Origin of the sequence: Isoptericola halotolerans (assembly GCF_045689585.1) — a bacterium.
In the GTDB taxonomy this organism is placed as follows: Bacteria; Actinomycetota; Actinomycetes; order Actinomycetales; family Cellulomonadaceae; genus Isoptericola; species Isoptericola halotolerans_B.
In genome coordinates, this window is sequence record NZ_CP140108.1 from 3624069 (window position 1) to 3643543 (window position 19475).

19 protein-coding genes are annotated in these 19475 nt (G+C 73.2%); 7 read left to right on the plus strand and 12 right to left on the minus strand.

Annotation, left to right across the window (positions count from 1 at the left end):
* Positions 1 to 116 precede the first annotated feature (116 nt).
* Complete coding sequence (locus UQW22_RS17055) at positions 117 to 749, minus strand: maleylpyruvate isomerase family mycothiol-dependent enzyme (protein WP_407318342.1); 633 nt, start codon at positions 747 to 749, stop codon at positions 117 to 119.
* Positions 750 to 979: 230 nt separating this feature from the next.
* Here UQW22_RS17055 and UQW22_RS17060 point away from each other — a divergent pair, with 230 nt between their 5' ends.
* A complete protein-coding gene (locus tag UQW22_RS17060) occupies positions 980 to 1453 on the plus strand; it encodes an alpha/beta fold hydrolase (RefSeq protein ID WP_407318343.1) in 474 nt (157 codons plus the stop codon).
* Complete coding sequence (locus UQW22_RS17065) at positions 1450 to 2787, plus strand: MFS transporter (protein ID WP_407318345.1); 1338 nt, start codon at positions 1450 to 1452, stop codon at positions 2785 to 2787. The genes UQW22_RS17060 and UQW22_RS17065 overlap by 4 nt, the downstream gene beginning before the upstream one ends.
* 39 nt (positions 2788 to 2826) lie before the next feature.
* Here the strand turns inward: UQW22_RS17065 and UQW22_RS17070 are convergent, their stop codons facing one another.
* The 9 genes from UQW22_RS17070 to UQW22_RS17110 form a co-directional block, all read right to left on the minus strand.
* A complete protein-coding gene (locus tag UQW22_RS17070; RefSeq protein WP_407318347.1) occupies positions 2827 to 3618 on the minus strand; it encodes an SDR family oxidoreductase in 792 nt (263 codons plus the stop codon).
* A gap of 44 nt (positions 3619 to 3662) precedes the next feature.
* Positions 3663 to 4988 (minus strand): aspartate aminotransferase family protein, encoded by a 1326-nt coding sequence (locus tag UQW22_RS17075; protein ID WP_407318348.1) that lies wholly within the window; start codon positions 4986 to 4988, stop codon positions 3663 to 3665.
* Positions 4989 to 5073: 85 nt separating this feature from the next.
* Positions 5074 to 6222, minus strand: a complete 1149-nt coding sequence (locus tag UQW22_RS17080; protein ID WP_407318349.1) for an ABC transporter substrate-binding protein — start codon at positions 6220 to 6222, stop codon at positions 5074 to 5076.
* Positions 6223 to 6244: 22 nt separating this feature from the next.
* Positions 6245 to 7021, minus strand: a complete 777-nt coding sequence (locus UQW22_RS17085) for an ABC transporter permease (RefSeq protein WP_407318350.1) — start codon at positions 7019 to 7021, stop codon at positions 6245 to 6247.
* Positions 7018 to 7899, minus strand: a complete 882-nt coding sequence (locus UQW22_RS17090) for an ABC transporter ATP-binding protein (protein WP_407318351.1) — start codon at positions 7897 to 7899, stop codon at positions 7018 to 7020. The genes UQW22_RS17085 and UQW22_RS17090 overlap by 4 nt, the downstream gene beginning before the upstream one ends.
* Complete coding sequence (locus UQW22_RS17095; protein WP_407318352.1) at positions 7896 to 8756, minus strand: ABC transporter permease; 861 nt, start codon at positions 8754 to 8756, stop codon at positions 7896 to 7898. Before UQW22_RS17095 ends, UQW22_RS17090 begins: the two co-directional genes overlap by 4 nt.
* Positions 8753 to 9784, minus strand: a complete 1032-nt coding sequence (locus UQW22_RS17100; protein WP_407318353.1) for a TIGR03842 family LLM class F420-dependent oxidoreductase — start codon at positions 9782 to 9784, stop codon at positions 8753 to 8755. Before UQW22_RS17100 ends, UQW22_RS17095 begins: the two co-directional genes overlap by 4 nt.
* Before the next feature lie 45 nt (positions 9785 to 9829).
* Positions 9830 to 11263 (minus strand): dihydropyrimidinase, encoded by a 1434-nt coding sequence (gene hydA, locus UQW22_RS17105; RefSeq protein WP_407318354.1) that lies wholly within the window; start codon positions 11261 to 11263, stop codon positions 9830 to 9832.
* Positions 11264 to 11297: 34 nt separating this feature from the next.
* Positions 11298 to 12146 carry a nitrilase-related carbon-nitrogen hydrolase gene (locus UQW22_RS17110; RefSeq protein WP_407318355.1) on the minus strand — a complete coding sequence of 283 codons (849 nt, stop codon included), beginning with the start codon at positions 12144 to 12146 and terminating at the stop codon, positions 11298 to 11300.
* 144 nt (positions 12147 to 12290) lie between these two features.
* On the opposite strand from UQW22_RS17110, the gene UQW22_RS17115 reads away from it, so the two are divergent.
* Positions 12291 to 13694: an aminotransferase class I/II-fold pyridoxal phosphate-dependent enzyme gene (locus tag UQW22_RS17115; RefSeq protein WP_407318356.1), complete on the plus strand. Its 1404-nt coding sequence runs from the start codon at positions 12291 to 12293 to the stop codon at positions 13692 to 13694.
* Between the two features lie 16 nt (positions 13695 to 13710).
* Here the strand turns inward: UQW22_RS17115 and UQW22_RS17120 are convergent, their stop codons facing one another.
* The gene (locus UQW22_RS17120; protein WP_407318357.1) at positions 13711 to 15264 is read right to left on the minus strand and encodes a molybdopterin-dependent oxidoreductase; all 1554 of its coding nucleotides are present in this window, start codon (positions 15262 to 15264) and stop codon (positions 13711 to 13713) included.
* A gap of 108 nt (positions 15265 to 15372) precedes the next feature.
* Complete coding sequence (locus UQW22_RS17125; RefSeq protein ID WP_407318358.1) at positions 15373 to 15798, minus strand: CoA-binding protein; 426 nt, start codon at positions 15796 to 15798, stop codon at positions 15373 to 15375.
* An 89-nt stretch (positions 15799 to 15887) separates the two neighbouring features.
* Here UQW22_RS17125 and UQW22_RS17130 point away from each other — a divergent pair, with 89 nt between their 5' ends.
* The 4 genes from UQW22_RS17130 (at position 15888) to UQW22_RS17145 (ending at position 19474) form a co-directional block, all read left to right on the plus strand.
* On the plus strand, positions 15888 to 16244 hold the full coding sequence (locus UQW22_RS17130; RefSeq protein ID WP_407318359.1) for an iron chaperone: 357 nt from the start codon (positions 15888 to 15890) through the stop codon (positions 16242 to 16244).
* Between the two features lie 176 nt (positions 16245 to 16420).
* Positions 16421 to 17467 carry a putative F420-0 ABC transporter substrate-binding protein gene (locus tag UQW22_RS17135; RefSeq protein ID WP_407318360.1) on the plus strand — a complete coding sequence of 349 codons (1047 nt, stop codon included), beginning with the start codon at positions 16421 to 16423 and terminating at the stop codon, positions 17465 to 17467.
* On the plus strand, positions 17460 to 18569 hold the full coding sequence (locus UQW22_RS17140; protein ID WP_407318362.1) for a putative F420-0 ABC transporter permease subunit: 1110 nt from the start codon (positions 17460 to 17462) through the stop codon (positions 18567 to 18569). Before UQW22_RS17135 ends, UQW22_RS17140 begins: the two co-directional genes overlap by 8 nt.
* Entirely contained in the window at positions 18566 to 19474 is a 909-nt protein-coding gene (locus UQW22_RS17145) for an ABC transporter ATP-binding protein (RefSeq protein WP_407318363.1), read from the plus strand. The genes UQW22_RS17140 and UQW22_RS17145 overlap by 4 nt, the downstream gene beginning before the upstream one ends.
* The last annotated feature ends 1 nt before the right edge of the window (position 19475 follow it).

The following is a 19475-nucleotide window of genomic DNA, read 5'->3' on the forward strand; positions in this document are numbered from 1 at the left end:
CTACCCGTCCGGCTCTACTGGGAGCGCCGTGTCGCCCCGTTCTTCCGGAGGCTCGCCGGTGATGGCCGGGTCGATGCCTGTGCTCCGATGATAGCGAGCCGCGCAAGCTGCCGTCGTCAGCGGCGTCCGGCCAGCACGCCGGCCCCGCCGCCGGTCAGCTCGTCGGCGCCCACCGGTCGTCCGGACGCCGCGAGCAGCAACGAGATCGCCGCGCCCCGGACCGGTTGCCCGTCACCGATGCTCCCGTCGGCGTCCACGGGGTCGAGGCGCAGGCGGTCGACGCGCTCTCGCCCGCCACCGAACGACGCTCCCGTCCGGGCGACGTAGCGTAGCGCCTGCATGACCCGCTCCGCTGGGTAGGACGCCCCGATCCCGAGCGGTCGGCGGATGTCCTCGCCGTGCACGTACGCCTCCACGAGCCGAGTCGCCAGCGGACCGGGAGGAGTGTCGGTCCGGTCTGTCACCGCGCGGAGCGCCGCCAGGGTGCGCCGCGGGTCGGCCGCTCGGTGCCGCGCCACCCCGCGGTCGTTCACGCGGTCGAAGTCGAAGCGGGCCCTCACCATCTGGCGCACGAAGCCCCACCTCGTCGTCGTGGCGGAGTCGACGAGGTGCGCCACGACGTCGTGCACGGTCCACCCCGGGCACAGGGACGCCGTCTGCCACCGCCCTTCGGAGATCCCGTCGAGATCGGCGACGAGGCGGCGCCGTTCGGCGTGCACGGCGTCCCAGACGGTCGCGGCGTCGTTCATGGATGCAGCCCCTTCCGGCGGACGCTGCCGACGTCCGGCAGCGTGTTCCGCAGCACAGACCGCGCGACGCGACCATACTCATCGCTGCCGACCTTTGCGGGCCGTCACCGCGACGGGACGAGGGTCCGGCCGACACGACCGCACGAGGAGCACCGACGCCGACGGAGGCAGGAACATCGGCCACACCGGGACCTCCATGACGACGCCGACGCCGCACCGGTTCGTGCGCCGTGACGGCGTCGACCTCGCCGTCACCGACCGGGGCGGCGACGGCCGTGATCGAGTCGGTCCACGTGCCCCGGTGGGGCCGGTGGGAGGCCTTGCGCACGCCGACCCTCGCCGTCTTCGCCGACCACGGCATGTTCACCGTCGAGGCGAAGGACGAGCTGGTCTGCCGGCGGCCCACGACCAGGCGTGCCGACCTGGCGGGCGCGGGTCACGACGCCCACCTCGACGCCTTCGACGACTGGATCGCCGTCCTGCGCGACGAGCTCGACCAAGACGTCGAGGGTGCTGCGACGCTCGACGGACAGCAGCCGGTCGCGAGAGACCACGCGGAAACGGGCCGTGCTGGTCGACGGGTCGGCGAACGATCTCCGTCAACGTCCCCCGAGTTCGTGCCGATCGGTCGTCGGCGGACGCGACCGACGGCTCGACAACCGTACTGTCGGGAGCAGACGCCACGACCCGAGGAGCACCCATGACCGACCAGGCGCGGACCGCGGCAGAGCCGGCCGCCGCCCCGCGGGTGGACCCGCAGCAGCGCCGGACGGTGCTCGTCCTCGTCCTGGCGCAGGTGCTCTCGGGCGCCGGGCTCGCGGCCGGGATCACCGTGGGCGCCCTCCTCGCGGCCGACATGCTCGCCACGACCGCCTACGCCGGCCTGCCCGCCGCCCTGTTCACCGCCGGGTCCGCCGCGGCGGCGCTGGTCGTCGGACGCCTGTCGCAGCGCTGGGGGCGCCGGGCCGGGCTGACCTCCGGCTACCTGACCGGGGCGGTCGGCGCGGCAGGCGTCGTGGTCGCGGCCGTCCTCGACGACGTCGTGCTGCTCTTCGTCGCCTTCGCCGTCTACGGTGCGGGCACCGCGACGAACCTGCAGGCCCGGTACGCGGGCGCCGACCTCGCCTCGCCCCGCCACCGCGGCCGGGCCGTGAGCACCGTGCTGGTCGCGACCACGGTCGGCGCCGTGGCCGGCCCCAACCTGGTCGGCGTCATGGGTGACCTCGCGGCCGGCTGGGGCATCCCGCCGCTCGCCGGCCCCTTCCTCCTCGGCGGCGCCGCCTACGCGGCCGCCGGGGTGGTGCTCTGGGTGCTCCTGCGGCCGGACCCGCTGCTGCTCGCCCGCGAACGGGCCGAGCAGGCCGCGCTCGCGCCGACGGCACCCGCCTCGGCCGCGCAGACGACAGCGACGGCGACGCTCGCTCCCCCGCCGCCGGTGGTCGAGCCGACCGACCGGCAGGTGCGCCGCACCGTGCTGCTCGCGGGCACGATCATGGTGCTCACCCAGGGCGTCATGGTCGCCATCATGACGATGACCCCGATCCACATGGAGCACCACGGGCACGCCGTGGCCACCGCCGGGTTCGTCATCGCCGTGCACGTCGGGATGATGTACCTCCCCTCGCCGCTGTCGGGCTGGCTCACCGACCGGTTCGGTCCCGTGCGCGTGGCCGTCGCAGCCGCTGCCACCCTGCTCGCGGCGGGCCTGGTCTCGGCGCTCGTCCCGCCGTCGTCGGTGGTGGGGCTCGCCGTGGGTCTGGGCCTGCTCGGGCTCGGCTGGAGCCTCGGCCTCGTCTCGGGCACCGCCCTGCTCACCACCTCGGTGCCGCTGGAGGTCCGGGCGCGCACGCAGGGATCCGTCGACCTGGCCGTCGCGCTGGCGGGCGCCGCCGGCGGGCTCGGCTCCGGGTTCGTCGTCGCGTCGTCGAGCTATGCGGCCCTCGCGCTCGGCGGCGGCGTGCTCGCCCTCCTCGTGCTGCCCGTCATCGCGTTCGCCGGCCGCGCCCCGCGCCGGACGTCTCCGGCCGGCACGGTGTGACGCCGTGGACCGGTCGGGGTCGACAGGTTCGGCGGACGGTCAGATCCCGGTGCGGGCGATCTTGGAGTTGTGCACCTGTGCACGGGGCCGGATGACCATGAGGTCCAGGTTCACGTGCGGCGGCCGGGTCAGGGCGTACGCGATCCCGTCGGCGATGTCGTCGGCCACCAGCGGCTGGTAGCCCTCGTACACGGCGGCGGCCTTCTCGGCGTCGCCGTCGAACCGCACCAGCGAGAACTCCTCCGTGGCGACCGCTCCCGGCGCGATCTCGACGACGCGGACCGGCTCGCCGGCGAGCTCCCACCGCAGGGTCGTCGACAGCATCCGCTCGCCGTGCTTCGCGGCGGTGTACCCGGAACCGCCCTCGTAGGCGCCGTGCGCGGCGGTCGAGGTGACGACGACGACGTCCGCGCCCGCGCCGTCGGCGCCCCCGCGACGCCCGGCCGACGCCCGCAGCAACGGCAGCACGCCCTGCGTGACCCGCAGCGTGCCCAGCACGTTGAGCTCGTACATGTGCCGCCACTGGTCGACGTCGGCGTCCTCGACCCGGTCGAGGCCGAACGCTCCGCCGGCGTTGTTGACCACGCCGTCGAGGCCGCCGGTCTCCCCCAGGTGGGCCACCAGGGCGTCGACGGCCGCCTGGTCCGTCACGTCCAGGGGGAAGGCCTCGGCACCGGTCTCGGCCGCGAGCGCCTCGAGCCGGTCGGCGCGCCGGGCCGCGCCGACGACGTCGTAGCCCTCGGCGCGAAGACGGCGGACGGTGGCGGCGCCGATGCCGGACGACGCGCCGGTGACCAGGATGCGGCGTGCGGGCTCGGAGGTGGTGCTCATCGGTTCTCCTCGGTGGTGCGGTGGCGGCTGGGGCCGGTCGACGTTCAGGTCGCGACGTCGTGCAGTGCGTGCGCGAGGATGTCGAGCCCTTCGTGGGCCTCATCCTCGCGGATGACGCACGGTGGCACGACGTGCACGCGGTTCTCGGCCACGAAGGGCAGGAGTCCGCGCTCCAGGCACGACGCCTTGACACGGGCCATCGTGGCGGGCGGCAGCGGGGCACGCGACTCCTGGTCGGCGACGAGCTCGAGGGCCCAGAAGACGCCGGTCCCACGCACCTCCCCCACGGCCGGGTTCTCGGCCGCGATCGCAGCCAGGCCGGGCCCGAGCACGTCGCGGCCGATGCGGGCCGCGTTCTCCACGACGCCCTCGTCCCGCATGGCGCCGAGCGTCGCGACGATCGCGGCCATCGCCAGCGGGTGGCCGGAGTAGGTGAGACCGCCCGGATACACCTGCTCGTCGAAGGTCGCGGCGATCGAGGCACTGACGAGCACCCCGCCGGCGGGCACGTATCCGGAGTTGACCCCCTTGGCGAACGTCACGAGATCCGGGACGACGTCGTGCTGGGAGAACGCGAACCACGACCCGGTCCGGCCGAACCCGGCCATCACCTCGTCGAGGACGAGCACGATGCCGTGCCGGTCGCAGATCTCGCGGACACCGGCCAGGTAGCCGGGCGGCGGGACGAGGACGCCGGCGGTCCCGGGCACAGTCTCCAGAAGGATCGCCGCGACCGAGGCGGCGCCCTCGGCGACCACGACGTGCTCGAGGTGCTGCAGGGCGCGTTCGCACTCCTGCGCGGGCGAGTCGGCCCAGAACTCCGAGCGGTACAGGTATGGCCCGAACGCGTGGACGTGCCCGCGCGCGTACTCGTTCGGCACGCGCCGCCAGTCCCCCGTGGCGACGACGGCGGATCCGGTGTTGCCGTGGTACGAGCGGTAGGCGGAGACCACCTTGTCCCGTCCGGTGTGCAGCCGCGCCATGCGCACGGCGTTCTCGTTGGCGTCGGCGCCACCGTTGGTGAAGAAGACTTTGCTGAGCTCGGCAGGTGCGAGCGCCAGGATCCGCTCGGCCGCCTCGGCGCGGGTGGCGTTGGCGGTGGCCGGGGAGACGGTGGTCAGCAGGTCAGCCTGCTCCTTGATGGCAGCCACCACGGCGGGGTGCTGGTGACCGATGTTGGTGTTGACGAGCTGGCTGGAGAAGTCGAGCCAGGTGTTGCCGGCGTGGTCCCACACCCGGCAGCCGGAGCCGCCGGCCACGACGAAGGACGGCAGGTGGGCCTGCGCGGACCAGGAGTGCAGCACGTGACGGTGATCGGCCTCGAGGACCGCGGCGTCGAGGTCGGCGCCGGAGAGCTGAGAGGTGTCCACTGGGTTCCTTCCGTGGGCCGGCGTGAGCGGGCTGGGGCCGGGCGCGGCGCCGCCGGGGGGGTACGGCGCCGCGCCCGGGGGCCTGCTACTCGCCGCCCTCGGCGAGGGTGACGTCGATGGGCTCGAACTCCTCGCCCATGATGTCGACGCCCTCCTCCGCGAGCTCGGCGAGCGCCTGCTCGACGTACTCGTTCGAGTAGGCCGTCTCCGGCGGCTCGGCGGTGATGATGGTGGCGCCGGTCTCGTTCTGCGTGCCCATCGCGATGTCGACCGTCTGCTCCCACTGGTCGGCGTTGATGGTGCCGACACCCGAGGTCGAGGGCCAGATGAGCTTGTTGACCTCGTTGGTCTGCCAGAGCTGGTGGCTCTGGCCGAGCGTGGAGCCGGCGGCCGTGACGATGCCTGCGGCGGCCTCGGCCTCGTCGCGGGCGTACGCCCAACCCTTGAGCGAGGCCTTGACGAACTTCACGGTGGTCTCGCCGTAGGCGTCGTCCTCGGCCAGCCGCGTCGTGTCGGCCCAGATCGCGTCCTGCAGCATGGCCGTCCCGACGTCGTTCCAGTCGATGACGGTCAGGTCCTCGGGCTGGTAGAGCTCACCGGTTGCCGGGTCCACCGTCTCCAGGACCTGCGCGTACTCGTTGTAGGTCATCGCCTGGGCGGCGTCGATGTCTCCGGCGAGGAAGCCGTTCATGTCGAACGCCTGCTGCACCAGCGAGATGTCACTCTCCGTGTCGAGCCCCGCCTGCTGCATCCCCGCGAACAGCTCCCACTCGTTGCCGTAGCCCCAGGACCCGACGTTCTTGCCCGTGAGGTCCTCCGGTCCCGAGATGCCGGAGTCCGCGAAGGCGATCTGCAGCGTCCCGGAGCGCTCGAACACCTGCGCGACGTTGGTCACCTCGGTGCCCTGCTCGATCGATCCGAGGACCTTGGGAACCCAGGAGATCGCGTAGTCGGCGTCCCCCGCGGCGAGGACGTCGATCGGGACGGTGTCGGTGCCCGCCTCCTGGATCGTGACGTCCAGGCCCTCGTCCTCGTAGAAGCCCTGGTCGAGCGCGGCGTAGTAGCCGGCGAACTGCGCCTGGGCCACCCACTGCAGCTGCAGGGTCACGGGGGTCGGACCGCTGGACGCACCGGCGTCGGCCGACTCGGCCTCGCCGGCACAGGCGGTCAGGGCGAGCGCGGCGGTGGTCACCGTGGCACCGATCCCGAGGGTGGTGCGCGCTGTGTGCTTCATGTTCCGTTCCTCTCGTGGACGTTCAGGTTCGCTGGCGGAGGTTCCCGCGGTGGAGCACGCCGCGCTCGAGGGCGAGCGTGGCGCAGAAGAACGCGAGACCGATGACGACGGCCCCGGCGACGTAGGCCCAGGCGAGCGGGTAGTTGCTCGACGACACGGCGGAGGTGATGGCCTTGCCGAGACCGTCCACCGGGCCGCCGAAGTACTCGGCGACCAGGGCGGAGATGACGGACACGGACGCCGCGACCCGCAGCCCGGAGAAGAAGAACGGCAGCGCTCCGGGGAGGGTCACCACGCGGGTCGTCTGGCGCCGGGTCGCCGCGTAGACCCGCATGAGGTCGCGGTGCACCGGCGCCACGGTGCGCAGACCGCGCAGCGTGTTGACGTAGACGGGAACGAACGACACGATCGCGGCGACGACGATCCGCGCGGTCTGCGCGTTCGCTCCGAACATCGTGTAGAGCACCGGGGCGAGAGCCACAATCGGTACGACGGCGGTAGCCGCCACGAGCGGCGCGGACATCTCGTCCACCACCCGCACGGCCGCGGACACCGCGGCGGCCAGGAGCGCGACGACGACGCCGATCAGGAGTCCCCAGAACGCGTTGCGCGCCGTCGACCAGCTCGCCGCCGCGATCACCGCCGCGTGATCGACGAGCTGCCCGCCGATCACCGCCGGGCTGGGCACGACGAACGGCCGGAGGCCCAGGCCGACCACGGCCGCCTGCCAGGCCAGCAGCGCCACGACACCGAGCAGGACCGGTGCGAGGACCTCGCGCCACCGCGGGGCCGCCCTCACCGCAGCTCCGCCCCACGCGCCGGGCCGCCGTCGCCGTCCGTGCCGTGCAGCGCCTCGCGCACGGCCCGCACCCGGTCGAAGAACTGATCATCCTCACGCAGCTCCTCGGTCCGGTCGCCGGTGTCACCGAGCGCGACCGGCACGATCTCGCGGACCCGGCCGGGGCGTGCCGACATCACCACCACCCGGTCCGAGAGGTAGACGGCCTCGGGGATGGAGTGCGTGACGAAGACGACCGCGGCCCCGGACTCCGCCCGCAACCGCAGCAGCTCGGTCTGGACGTGCTCGCGGGTCATCTCGTCGAGCGCACCGAACGGCTCGTCCATGAGCAGCAGGCTGGGGCTCTCGGCGAGCGCCCGGGCGATCGCGACCCGCTGCTGCATCCCGCCGGAGAGCTGGTCCGGGCGGTGATCGGCGAAGTCCGCGAGGCCGACGAGCCCGAGCAGCTCCGTGGCGCGCGCGCGGCGGGCCGCGCGGCTGGTGCCGTGCAGCTCGAGCGGCAGCTCGACGTTGCCCCGGACCGACCGCCAGGGCAGCAGGCCGGCCTGCTGGAACGCGATCCCGAAGTCATGGTTCTGCCGCGCCGCACGTGGGGAGCTGCCGAAGACCGCCAGCTCGCCGCTGGTCGGGCGGTCCAGGTCGGCGATCAGGCGCAGCAGCGTGGACTTGCCGCACCCGGACGGGCCGATGAGCGAGACGAACTCCCCGGCCCGCACCGTGAGGTCGACGTCCGCCAGCGCCACGACGTCGCCGGACCGCGAGGCGAACCGTCGGCTGACGCCGCGCACCTCGACCGCTGCAGCGGCGGTCGAGGTGCCGTCGGCGCCGTCGGGCGGGCCTGCTTGTCGGGACGGGCTGGTGGGGGCGGTGGCACTCATGAGACCTCCGAGACGCGGTAGCGGTCCAGGGCACGGGACAGAAGGAGGCAGACGCCCGCGGCGACGAGGCCGACGACGACGGCACCGGCGATGGGCGACCACTGCTTGGCCGGGTCGGCGCTCGCGCTGGCCCCGAACTCGACGATCATGCGACCGATGCCGCCGCGCAGGCCGATGGAGACCTCGGCGACGACGGCACCGACGACGGCGTTGGCCGCGGCCAGGCGGACCGCGGGCAGCAGGTGCGGCACCGCGGCGGGCAGCCGCAGCGTGGCGTACGTCCGCCACCAGCCGACCCCGTAGGACCGCAGCAGGTCGAGATGGACGGCGTCGGGCGAGGACAGCCCGCGCAGCGCACCGACGGAGACGGGGAAGAACGCGAGGTAGGAGGCGATGGCTGCTACCGACATCCAGTCCTGCCAGGCGAACGCGCCGACCTCGAGGTGGCTCCCCCAGCGACGCACCAGAGGGGCGAGCGCGATGAGCGGGACGGTCTGGCTGAGCACGACCCACGGCAGCAGCGCGGCCTCCGCCGTGCGGAACCTCTGCATGAGGGTCGCCGTGAGCAGGCCGACCGTCACGCCGATCACCCAGCCCACCGCGGCGACCCCGAGCGTGAACCACGCGGCCTGCCCCACGGCGAGCCACAGCGGCTCGGCCCCGGGGGCGGACGTCACCGGGGCGATGGCCCGGGCCGCCATCGTCCACAGATGCGGCATCGCGACGTCGTTCGAGCGCGGCAGCAGGGTCGCCTCCCCGACCACCAGGCCGTCGTCGGGGGCGAGGAGCTTGTATCCCTCCCACAACGCGACCAGGGAGAGCACACCGGCGACGCCGGTGAAGACCTGCCGTCTCATGCGCTCGCCGCCACCAGCTCGCGCATCGCGGGGATGACGCGCTCGCCGTAGGTGCGCAGCGTGTCGTCCTTGTTGTCGTGCTGCAGATAGGCGGCGAACTGGGTGACGCCCAGGTCGCGCAGCTCCTCGAGCCTGGCGACGTGCTCCGCGGGCGAGCCGAGCAGGCAGAAACGTTCGACGATCTCGTCGGGGACGAACCGGGTGTGCGAGTTCCCGGCCCGGCCGTGCTCGTTGTAGTCGTATCCCTCGCGGTCGCGGACGTAGTCGGTCAGGGCCTTCGGGATCGCCGAGTCCGTGCCGTACCTCGCCACGATGTCGGCCACGTGGTTGCCGACCATGCCGCCGAACCACCGGCACTGCTCGCGCATGTGGGCGCGCGCGGCCGGGGACGCGCCGTCGCCGGTGTAGGCCGGGGCGGCGACGCAGAAGACGATCTCGTCCGGGTCGCGGCCGGACGCCTCGGCCGAGTCGCGCACCGCGCGGATCATCCAGGCCGCGATGTCCGGGTCGGCGAGCTGCAGGATGAACCCGTCGCCCACCTGCCCCGTCAGCTCGAGCGCCCGCGGCCCGTAGGCGGCCACCCAGACGTCCAGCGCCGAACCCGTGCTCCAGGGGAACTGCACCGTGCGGTCGCCCACCTCCGCCGGCCGGGAGTTCCCGAGCTCGCGGATCACGTGGACGGCGTCGCGCAGCGTGGCCAGGTTGGACGGCCGGCCGTTGAGCGTCCGCACCGCCGAGTCGCCCCGGCCGATCCCGCAGATGGTGCGGTTGCCGTACATGTCGTTGAGGGTGGCGAACAGGGAGGCCAGCACCGTCCAGTCGCGGGTGGCCGGGTTGGTGACCATCGGACCGACCGTGATCCTGCGGGTGGCGGCGAGCATCGCCGAGTAGATGACGAACGGCTCCTGCCACAGCAGGTGGGAGTCGAAGGTCCAGGCGTAGTCGAAGCCGTGGTTCTCCGCCTGACGGGTGAGGTCGACGACACGCGAGGCCGGTGGATCGGTCTGCAGGACGACACCGAAGTCCATGAGATTGCTCCTTGCTCGATGCTTCGCGGGGTAGGGCCGGGCGCGTCAGACCAGGTACTGGGTCAGGTCGCGCTTGACGTACCTGCCGTGGCCCACCTCGCCCACGAAGGTGTCGTTCTCGACCAGCACGCGTCCGCGCGAGAGCACGGTGTCGACCTTGCCGTCGATCTCGAAGCCCTCCCAGGCGGAGTAGTCCATGTTCATGTGGTGGGTCTTGCCCACCCCGATGGACGTGTGCCCGGCCGGGTCGTAGATCACGACGTCGGCGTCGGCCCCCGGGGCGAGGACACCCTTGCGGCCGTACATGCCGAACATCCGCGCGGGGGTGACCGAGGTGATCTCCACCCACCGTTCGAGGCTGATCTGCCCGGTGACCACGCCCTGGTACATCAGGTCCATGCGGTGCTCGACCGATCCGATGCCGTTGGGGATCTTGGAGAAGTCGCCCCGCCCGAGCTCCTTCTGGTCGGCCATGCAGAACGGGCAGTGGTCGGTGGACACGAGCTGCAGGTCGTTGGTGCGCAGCGCCTGCCACATGTGGTCCTGGTGGCCCTCGTGCTTCGAGCGCAGCGGGGTGGAGCACACCCACTTGGCGCCCTCGAAGTCGCCCCACTGGCCGCTGGCGGCGCCGAGCTGCTCCTCCAACGACAGGTACAGGTATTGCGGGCAGGTCTCGCCGAAGACGTTCTGCCCGCGGTCGCGGGCGAGCGCGATCTGCTCGACGGCCTGCTTGGCCGAGACGTGCACCACGTACAGCGGGGCGCCCGTGAGGTCGGCGAGCATGATGGCGCGCGAGGTGGCCTCGGCCTCGGCCTGCCAGGGGCGGGTGGTGCCGTGGAAGGACGGCGAGGTGTTGCCGGCGGCGAGCGCCTGCTGCACGAGCACGTCGATGACGGCGCCGTTCTCGGCGTGCATCATCATCATCGCGCCGTTGTCGGCGGCCTTCTGCATGGCACGCAAGATCTGGCCGTCGTCGGACAGGAACACGCCCTGGTAGGCCATGAAGAGCTTGAAGCTGGTCACGCCCTCGGCGATGAGCTCGTCCATCGCACGCAGGGAGGAGTCCTGCACGTCGGAGAGGATCTGGTGGAACCCGTAGTCGACGGCGCAGCTCCCGGCAGCCTTGTCGTGCCACTGGGCGTACTGGTCGAGGACGTTCTGGTCGGGGTACTGGACCACGAAGTCGACGATCGTCGTCGTGCCGCCCCAGGCCGCCGCCGTCGTGCCGGTGGCGAACGTGTCCGAGGCGAAGGTGCCGCCGAACGGCATCTCCATGTGGGTGTGGGCGTCGATTCCGCCCGGCACCACGTACTTGCCGGTCGCGTCGATGACCGTGTCCACGGCGCGCGCGAGCTCGACACCGAGCACGGTCGAGCCGGGCTCGAGCAGCGCGACGATCGTCTCGCCGTCGATGAGCACGTCGGCGCGGGAGCGTCCGGTGGCGTTGACCACGGTGCCGCCGGTGATGAGCGTCTTCATGGGTTCCTCCTGTCCTGGTTGCGCGCGGGGGTTCTCACGGGGCGACGATCGGGCCGTACGCGTCGGGCCGGCGGTCGCGGAAGAACTGCCACCGCTCACGCACCTCGCGGATCTGACCGAGGTCGAGGTCGCGGACCACGAGCTCGTCCTCGGTGGAGCTGGCGACCTCGCCCACGTAGCTGCCGTCCGGGCCGACGGCGTAGGAGCTGCCGTAGAAAGCGACGGCGTCGTCGCCGTACTCGTTGTCCTCGCGGCCCACGCGGTTGTTCGCGACGACGAAGACGCCGTTCGCGGCGGCCGCCGCGGGTTGCTCGATCTCCCACAGGCGGTTGGACACCCCGGGGGCGGTGGCGTTCGGGTTGAAGACGATCTCGGCGCCGTTCAGCGCGAGGACGCGCCAGCCCTCGGGGAAGTGCCGGTCGTAGCAGATGTTGACGCCGATCTTCCCGACCGCCGTCTCGAAGACCGGGTAGCCGAGGTTGCCGGGGCGGAAGTAGAACTTCTCCCAGAACTTGGGCAGGTGCGGGATGTGGTGCTTGCGGTACTTGCCGAGGTAGGTGCCGTCCGCGTCGACGACCGCCGCGGTGTTGTAGAGCACTCCGGGCTGCTCCTCCTCGTAGACCGGGAGCACCATGACGACGCCCAGCTCCCGGGCCAGCGCGGCGAACCGGTCGACCGTGGGGCCGGGCACCGACTCGGCGTAGTCGTAGTACTCCGTGTCCTGGGTGATGCCGAAGTACGGGCCGTAGAACAGCTCCTGGAAGGCGACGACCTGTGCGCCCTGCGAGGCGGCCTCGCGGGCCCAGCGCTCGTGCAGGGCGATCATCGACTCCTTGTCACCGGTCCACCGTGCCTGGGTGAATGCGACGCGTACCACGCTCATGTCGAAGCCTCTCGTTGACGACGAATGTGACTCTGGGGCTTGAACATTTCTGTGGCGTAACCCTGGGTTTCGAGACGTGGTCGAACCTGCCCGGCCGCGTTAACACTGCGGTCCTGGGCATCGCGGGCAGGCACGATGGGCCGCATGGAGACCTCCGACGACGTTGCCCGGCTCGCCGCCGAGGTGGCCGAGCGCAGCCCTCGCGGGATCGCCGCCGCGCTCTCGCGTCTCGTCCGGTCCGGAGCGCTGCAGCCCGGTGACCGCCTGCCGACGGTGCGCGAGCTGGCTCGCGAGCTCGGCGTCAGTCCGGCGACCGTCAGCGGCGCCTTCCAGGCGATGTCCGCCGTCGGGCTCGTCACCTCGCGCGGCCGGGCGGGGACGTCCGTGCTGCCCGCCCCGCGCAGCTGGCTGCCCCCGCGGTACCGGTCGATGGCCGACGACGGCGCGCAGGGCGGCCGGGGCGCCGGGGACGCGCGCGACGCGCCCCGCGTCGACCTGTCCAGCGGGACGCCGGACCCGCAGCTCCTCCCCCGGCTCGGTCCCGCCCTCGGCCGGGCGGCGCAGCACGCTCCGGCCGCCGAGACGGCCAGCTACCTCGAGTCGCCGGTGGTGCCGGAGCTCGAGCGACTGATGCGCGACTCGTGGCCCTTCACGCCACAGCGCGTCACCGTGGTCGACGGCGCGCTCGACGCGATCGGGCGCACCCTCGAGCAGGTCGCCGGGTTCGGGGACCGGGTCGCCGTCGAGGACCCCGGATTCCCTCCGACGTTCGACCTGCTCGACCAGCTCGGGCTGGACAAGGTCCCGCTCGCCCTCGACGAGCACGGCGTCCGGCCACGGTCCCTGGCCGCGGCGCTCGGCCAGGGTGTGCGCGCCGTCGTCCTGCAGCCGCGCGCCCAGAATCCCACCGGCCGCAGCCTCACCTCGACGCGAGCGCGCGAGCTGGCGAGCCTGCTGCGACGGCTCGGGCCCGGCGTCGTCGTGATCGAGGACGACCACTCCGGGCTGATCTCGTCCGCTCGGGACGTCAGCCTCGGCGCCTACCTGCCCGACCGCGTGGTGCACGTGCGCTCGTACTCCAAGTCGCACGGTCCCGACCTGCGCATCGCCGCCGTCGGCGGCCCGGCGACGGTGCTCGATCCCCTCGTGGCGCGCCGGATGCTCGGCCCGGGCTGGACCAGCCGGCTCCTGCAGCGCGTGCTCGTCGACCTGCTCACCGACTCCACGGCGGTCGCGGCCGTGGAGCACGCGCGGCGCCTCTACTTCGCCCGGCAGCGCGGGTTCGTCGCGGCGCTCGCCCAGCACGGCGTCGAGGCGCGCGCCGGAGACGGCGTCAACCTCTGGCTTCCCGTCGCCGACGAGGCCGTCGCCCGGGTACGGCTCGAGGCCGCCGGGATCCGGGTAGCTCCCGGATCACCGTTCCAGGCCCGCCGGGACGGTCCCGAGGCGGGCCACGGCGGCCCCGCGCACGTGCGGATCACCGTCGGCATGCTGCGCGACGACCCGGCGCCGGTGGCGCGCGCCGTCGCACTCGCCCTGGCGGGCTGAGGCACTTCCGCCGCGGTCAGCCCACGCTGACCTGCACGGTGTGCCAGCCGGTCGCGCCGTCGGGGGCCGGCGGCGCCTCGTCGCTCGTCTGGACCTGACCCTCCGCGTCCGTCGCCCGGACGGCGATCGTGTGGTCTCCCGCGGGGGCGTCCCACACGTAGCGCCACTGGCGCCAGGTGTCGGGCCCGACGGTGTCGGCGACCTCGGCGGTCTGCCAGGGACCGTCGTCGACGCTGACCTCGACCGCGTCGATACCGGTGTGCTGCGCCCAGGCCACCCCGGCGACGACGACCTCACCCGCGGTGACGCTCCCGCCGCGCGGCACGTCGATCCGTGACTGCAGCTTCACCGGACCGAGCGCCGTCCAGCCGCGGGGCGTCCAGTAGCCCTCGTCGTCCGCGAACCGGGTGACCTTGAGCTCGGTGACCCACTTGGTCGCGGACACGTAGCCGTACAGCCCGGGCACCACCAGGCGGGCGGGGAAGCCGTGCTGCTCGGGCAGCGGCTCGCCGTTCATGCCGATCGCCAGCAGCGCCTCGCGGTCGGGTTCGGTGAGGACCTCCAGCGGGGTGCCGGCCGTCCAGCTGTCCGCGCTGGTCGAGAGCACCATGTCGGCGTCCGCCTGCGGCTTCGCCCGGGCCAGCAGCTCACGGATCGGGTAGCCCAGCCACCGGGCGTTACCGATGAGGTCTCCACCGACGGAGTTGGACACGCAGGCCAAGGTCACGTGGTGCTCGGTGAGCGGCAGCTCGAGGAGCTCGTCCCACGTGAGCTCGAACGGCTCCTCGACGAGCCCCGTGACCTTCAGGGACCACTCGGCGGGGTCGACCTGGGGCACGCGCAGGGCGGTGTCGATGCGGTAGAAGTCGTCGTTCGGGCTGATGTACGGCGCGACGTCGGGTATCCCGAGGTCGGCACCGGCCGGGACAGCGGGGGCCGGCGTGGCCGGTGCGGGCAGCCGGATCGCCTCGCGGACCACCTCGACCGCACGGCTCCCGGCGGACACCACCCGGGCAGCGGCCAGGGCCACCACGGCGCCGGCGGCGGTCGCTCCCGTCCACACGAGGAACGAGCGACGGGTGGGGACGACGTCAGGCGGCGGGCCACCGCCCGGTAGCACCTCGGGGGCGGCCGGCGGCGGCACGCGGGACACGATCGCCCGCAGCAGCACGACCGCCGCGCCGACGCCGAGCACGCTGGGCAGCATCCAGACGACGGTGGCGCCCGGACGGTTCATCGCGACCAGTGCGAGAGCCAGCCCCACGGCCGCCAGGAGGACGGCGCCGGACGGCGGTCGGCGTCGTTCGAGCCATCCCGCCAGGGCGGCGCCTGCGGCCAGGACCAGTCCCATCGACGCCAGCAGCACCGCCTTGTCCGCCGTGCCGAACCACTCGACGGCGAGGTCCTTCAGCCACGGCGGCACCACGTCGACGAACGCCGCGCCCAGCGCCAGCACGGGCGAGGCCGCCGGGTCGACGACGGCGGCGACCAGCTCGGCGCCCGCCAGCCCCGCGCCCGCGGCGACGACCCCGCCGAGAGCGGCCCAGCGGCCCCCTGTGCTCTGTTCCATGCCGCCCACTCTGTCACCATCGAGCGCGCTCACCAGGCCGAGGACGCCGACCGTCACGGCCTCGTAAGGAGTCGGGTCCTCGCGGCCGCGCCGGGCTCCGGACCTGGTTCAGGAGATGCCGAGACGGGGCAGCTCGATGGCCGGGCAACGGTCCATCACCATGTCGAGGCCCGCGGCCCGCACGCGGTCGGCGGCGTCGTGGTCGATGACGCCGAGCTGGAACCACACGCCGTGGGCACCGATCCGGACCGCCTGGTCGGCGACGTCGCCCGCCAGCTCGGCCCGGACGAAGACGTCGACGACGTCGACGGGAAAGGGGATCTCGGCGAGGGACGCGTACCCCTGCTCACCGTGCACAGTGGCCGCCGAGGGATGCACCGGGACGATGCGCTTGCCGTGCCGCTGCAGCGTCCTGGCGACGCCGTAGGCGGCGCGCGCGGTGTTCGTGGACAGGCCCACCACCGCCCACGTCGTCGTGTCCTGCAGCAGGCGGCGGATCGTCTCGTCGGTCGAGGACGTCGTGGAGCTGGTCATGCTGCTGCCAACCAGGCTCCGGCCGGCTCTGTTCCCGGCCCGCTCCGCACCGACTAAGGTGATGACCCCCTTCTGGAGCGAGGCACCGCATGCCGGATATCACCGACCACGACGCGTACATCGCCGCGGCACCCGAGCACTTCCGGCCCACACTGGGCAGGATCCGCAGGCTGCTGGCCCACGCACTGCCGGACGCCGACGAGATCGTCGCGTACCACATGCCAGGGTTCGCGATCGGCGGCACCGTCGTCGCGAGCTATGCCGCCTTCAGCAAGCAGTGCGGGCTCTATCTCCTGCCGAGCGCCCTCTCCGAGCATGCCGAGGACATCGCGACGACAGGCCTGAAGGCGACGAAGACCGGCATCACCTTCTCTCCTCGGAGACCGATACCGGACGATCTCGTGGACCGGCTGGCACGGACGTCGAGAAGGAATGTCGGGACCTGACGGCTCAGCGTCGTACTAGGGTGGACGGCACGGACCACGGGCACCGATGAATCGCCCGTCGGCGCGGCCCCTCCCCTCTGGGTCGCAGGTCCGGCCGGTGCGAGATGACGCACCCCGCCCACCCTGCACGGCCCTGCCCGTCGCCGTGCGCCGTCCGCTCAGAGGGAGCCCTCCGCGTGCCTCGTCCGCACCTTCTCGCCCTGCCCGTCCTCACCGTCCTGGCCCTTGCCGCCTGCTCGTCGGGCACCGGCGCGGCCGACGACGGCGGTTCCCCGGACCCGGCCGGTTCGTCCGGGCCGGACGGCGCCGGGACGTCCACCACGACCGCCACGCAGTACCCGCTCACGCTCGACAACTGCGGGACCGAGGTGACGTTCGAGGCGGCCCCCGAGCGCGTGGTGACCATCAAGTCCTCCACGGCCGAGACCCTGCTGGCCCTCGGGTTCGGGGACCGGGTCGTCGGGGCGGCGTTCCTCGACGGCGAGGTGCCCGACTGGCTCGCCGACGCCGCCGCGGGCACCGCGGTGGCCGAGCCGGTCAGCGACGAGGTGCCCGGCACCGAGGCCGTGCTCGAGCTCGAGCCGGACCTGGTCTACGCGGGCTGGGAGTCGAACGTGTCGGCCGACGGCGCCGGCGACCGCGAGACCCTCGCCTCCCTGGGCGTGCAGAGCTATGTCGCCCCGGCCGCGTGCAAGGACCCGGTGTACATGCCGAACCCCCTGACGTTCGAGGACGTGTGGGCCGACATCCGCGAGGTCGGCCGAATTTTCGACGTCGCCGGAGAGGCCGAGGCGGTCGTCGTCGAGCAGAGCGCCGTGCTCGGTGCCCTCGCCCCCGACGACCGCGACCTCGACGCTCTGTGGTACTCCTCCGGCAGCGACGTGCCATACGTCGGTGCGGGCATCGGCGCGCCGCAGATGATCCTCGACGCCGTCGGACTGGACAACGTCGCCGGCGACGTCGAGGACACGTGGACGTCGATGGGCTGGGAAGAGGTCGTCGACGCCGACCCGGACGTCATCGTGCTGGTCGACGCCGCTTGGAACAGCGCCGAGGACAAGATCGCGCGCCTCGAGGAGAACCCGGCCACCGCCCGGCTGACCGCCGTCACCGAGGAGCGCTACCTCGTGGTGCCGTTCCCCGCCTCGGAGGCGGGGGTACGCAACGCCGACGCGGCGTTCGACCTGTCCGAGCAGCTCGCGGAGATCGACATCGATGGCTGAGACCGCCACGCGCGCCAGCACCGGGAGGACCCGGGCGGGCTCGGCAGCCTCGGGGGCTCCCGGGACGCTGTCGCGCGGCCGGCTGCTCGCGTGGCTCGGTGGCACGACGGCGGCGCTGCTGGCGACCGTGGTCGTGACGGTCGCCATCGGCCCGGCCGGGCTGACGCCGTCGGACGTCGCGCAGGTCGTGGCCACGCGGCTCGGCCTGGGCGACCTGCTGGGGCTGGCCGCCCCCGACACGCTGGCCGACGGCATCGTGTGGCAGCTGCGGATGCCGCGGGTGCTGACGGCCGCGGCCGTGGGGGCCGGGCTGGCGGTGTGCGGCGTCGTCATGCAGTCACTGACCCGCAACCCGCTGGCCGACCCCTACCTGCTCGGGCTGAGCTCGGGGGCGTCGTTCGGCGCGGCGTGCGTGCTCATCCTCGGCCTCACGGCCCTGCTGCCGGTGGCGGCGTTCGTGGGCTCGACGGCGGCGCTGGTGACCACTCTCGCCCTGGCCTCGGCTTCGGGCCGCGGTGCGGGAGGCCTCTCCCCCGCCCGGACCGTGCTCGCCGGGCTCGCGGTGTCGCAGCTCGCCGCGGCGGCCACGAGCTTCGTCATCTTCTGGTCGGCGAAGGGTGACCAGTACCGCGAGATCCTGTCGTGGCTGCTCGGGTCCGTCGCCGGGGCCACGTGGACCTCGGTGGCCGTGGCCGCCGGGGCGGTGCTGGTGCTCGGCACCCTGCTGGCCTCGACCGGGTCGGTCCTGGACGCGTTCACGTTCGGCGACACCTCGGCGGCCGCTCTCGGCGTGCCGGTGGCCAGGGTGCGCTGGGGGCTGCTGCTCGCCGTCGCGCTGCTGACCGGGGCGCTGGTCTCCCAGTCGGGCGCGATCGGCTTCATCGGGCTGATCCTGCCGCACGCCGTGCGACTCCTCGTCGGCGCCCGCCACCGTGCCCTGCTGCCTCTGTCCATGCTCTGCGGGGCGACGTTCCTCGTCTGGGCCGACACCCTGGCACGGACCGTCTTCGCGCCCCGCGAGCTGCCGGTCGGGATCGTCACCGCGGCGATCGGCGCCCCGGTGTTCGCGCTGCTGCTGTGGAAGGGACGGGCGCGCTCATGACGCAGACCGACGAGCGGTCGGCACGGGTCGCGGACCACAGGTCCGACGCCTCCGGGGCCGGCACCGGCACTCGGGGCGCCCTGCGGGCCGAGCGGGTGCGCTGGTCCGTCGGCGGACGGCTGATCCTCGACGACGTCGACGTCGACGCGCCGCCGGGTGCGGTGACCGGGCTGCTCGGGCCCAACGGCACCGGGAAGTCGACGTTGCTGCGGCTGGTCGCCGGGGTGCAGCGGCCCGACGGCGGACAGGTGTCGTTGGTGGGCGCCGGTGCGCGAGCTGGGACGCCCGACCGCACGGGAGGGAGCGACCGCGAGGACCTGCTCGCCATGCCGCGCCGCCGTCGGGCCCGCACGCTGGCGTTCGTCGAGCAGGACGCCGGCACCGAGCTGCCTGTCACGGTGCTGGACGCGGTGCTGCTCGGCCGCACCCCCCACCGGTCGCTGCTCGCCGGGCCGACCGAGGACGACCACACGATCGCCTGGGCGGCCCTCGACCGCGTCGGCGCGACCGAGCTCGCCGGCCGGGAGATATCGACCCTGTCCGGCGGGGAGCGCCAACGCGTGCACATGGCCCGGGCGTTGGCCCAGGCACCGCGTGTGCTGCTGCTGGACGAACCGACCAACCACCTCGATGTCGCGGCCCAGCTGGCGACGATGCGTCTCGTGCACGAGCTCGCCGCCGAGGGAGTCACCGTGCTCGCCGCCCTGCACGACCTGTCGCTGGCGGCGTCGACGTGCGACCACGCCGTCGTCCTGGCCCCGGGAGAGGCCGGGCACGTGGTGGCGGCCGGCCCCGTCGAGGAGGTGCTCGTTCCGGAGGTCATCGACCCGGTCTACGGGGTACGGACCACGGTGCTGCGTCACCCCGGTACCGGCCGACCCGTGCTCACGTTCGACGAGCGCTGAG